Origin of the sequence: Rhizobium sp. SEMIA 4085, assembly GCF_013004495.1 — a bacterium.
GTDB classification, from domain to species: domain Bacteria; phylum Pseudomonadota; class Alphaproteobacteria; order Rhizobiales; family Rhizobiaceae; genus Rhizobium; species Rhizobium gallicum.
Map to the genome: position 1 here is coordinate 1 of NZ_JABEPH010000654.1, position 1435 is coordinate 1435.

The window sequence follows — 1435 nt, forward strand, 5'->3', positions numbered from 1 at the left end:
GAGGAAGGGCGTCCTCCAGCGTACTGAATGTCTCCAGTGGGAAAGGTGGTGAGGCACGCATAAACGGGAGGAGGGGTGATGAGCGCGTTGGAGTTTCCTTCGCTGCGATCGCTACAGGTGTTGGAAGCTGTCGCACGTCTTGGATCTTTTGGAAAAGCCGCCGAGGAACTGAGCATCAGCCCCTCGGCCGTGAGCCATCAAATGGCCGCGCTGGATTCGGAGCTCGGAATTGCTTTATTTCATCGCTCCGGGCGTTCAATCATGCTGACTGACGCGGGTAGGGCTTACGCCGAAGAGATCAGCGCCTCGTTTCGAAGGATCGAGAGCGCCACGCGCAATTTCACGAAGAAGGGCAAAAGTGACATTCTGAATATCCATTCGGTTGTCAGTCTCGCTTCGCAGTGGCTCATGCCCCGCCTGGCCCGGTTTAGCGCCCGCTATCCGGAGATCGATCTTCGACTGCACGCTTCTGGTGACCCGGCCGAGCTGAGGACCGGCAACGTCGATATAGACATCCGCTATGGAACCCAGCCCGTAGAGGTTGGCATCGCCGTTGAGCCCTGCCCGCCTGAGCCGATCATGGTCCTGTGCGCCCCATCGTTGGTCGAGGGCGCAAACGGACTACGCTCACCGCAGGATCTCACCAGATTTCCGCTCATACACTCCGAAGTGAACCTCTATCGCTGGCAGGATTGGGCGGACGACCACGGCGTTACGCTCAACATGGACAGAGGACTACGTTTCGATAGATCTTTCATGTCTATCAACGCGGCCGCAGATGGACTCGGCGTTTGCCTGGAAAGCCTCGTACTCGTCCGGCAAGATCTTAAAAGCGGAAGGCTCGTTGCGCCTTTTGGCCTGGAAGGCCCCAGGATCAATTGCCATAGTCTCGTGTACTTACGGTCCAGGGCGAGAACGCCAAAGATCGCTCTGTTCAGACGATGGATCGAAGAGACCCTGGCTGCCGACGCGGCTTCTGCTAGTGAAATCGTCGTCGGCTGGACGGGAGTTATTCACCCTCACGGTCGATGATGCGCGACTGGTGGATCAGACGCGCATCACCGACTTCAGGCAGTGGTTTAGCCGAAGAATTTCCGGAGTTCGCTCGCTATGAATTCGGGAGCTTCTTCCGCAACCCAGTGACCGGAGCCCGGGATCACTCCGCCTCGAACGTCACTTGCCACCCGCTGCATTGATTCCATCGTCTCGATGCCGCGGCCAAAACCACTGTCTCCGCCTAGGGCGAGGACCGGCATTTCGAGCTTGCCATCCCTCTCGAGGAATAACTCGTTGTCATGGACGTCGGTTGGAAGGCCGCGATAATAGGCGAGAAGTGTGCGCAAGCCGCCGGGTTTCAGGTAGGTACGGGAGTACTCATTCTTGTCTTCCTGAGATAGCACGGTTGCCCGGCTGCCATAATGGTCAAACAACAATT

2 protein-coding genes are annotated in these 1435 nt (G+C 57.6%); one reads left to right on the plus strand and one right to left on the minus strand.

The window, feature by feature from the left end:
- Window positions 1–78: 78 nt before the first annotated feature.
- Entirely contained in the window at window positions 79–1032 is a 954-nt protein-coding gene (locus C9413_RS32095; RefSeq protein WP_170251554.1) for a LysR substrate-binding domain-containing protein, read from the plus strand.
- Window positions 1033–1079: 47 nt separating this feature from the next.
- Here the strand turns inward: C9413_RS32095 and C9413_RS32100 are convergent.
- A partial coding sequence (locus C9413_RS32100) for an alpha/beta hydrolase (protein ID WP_170251556.1) occupies window positions 1080–1435 on the minus strand: 356 nt, incomplete at its 5' end.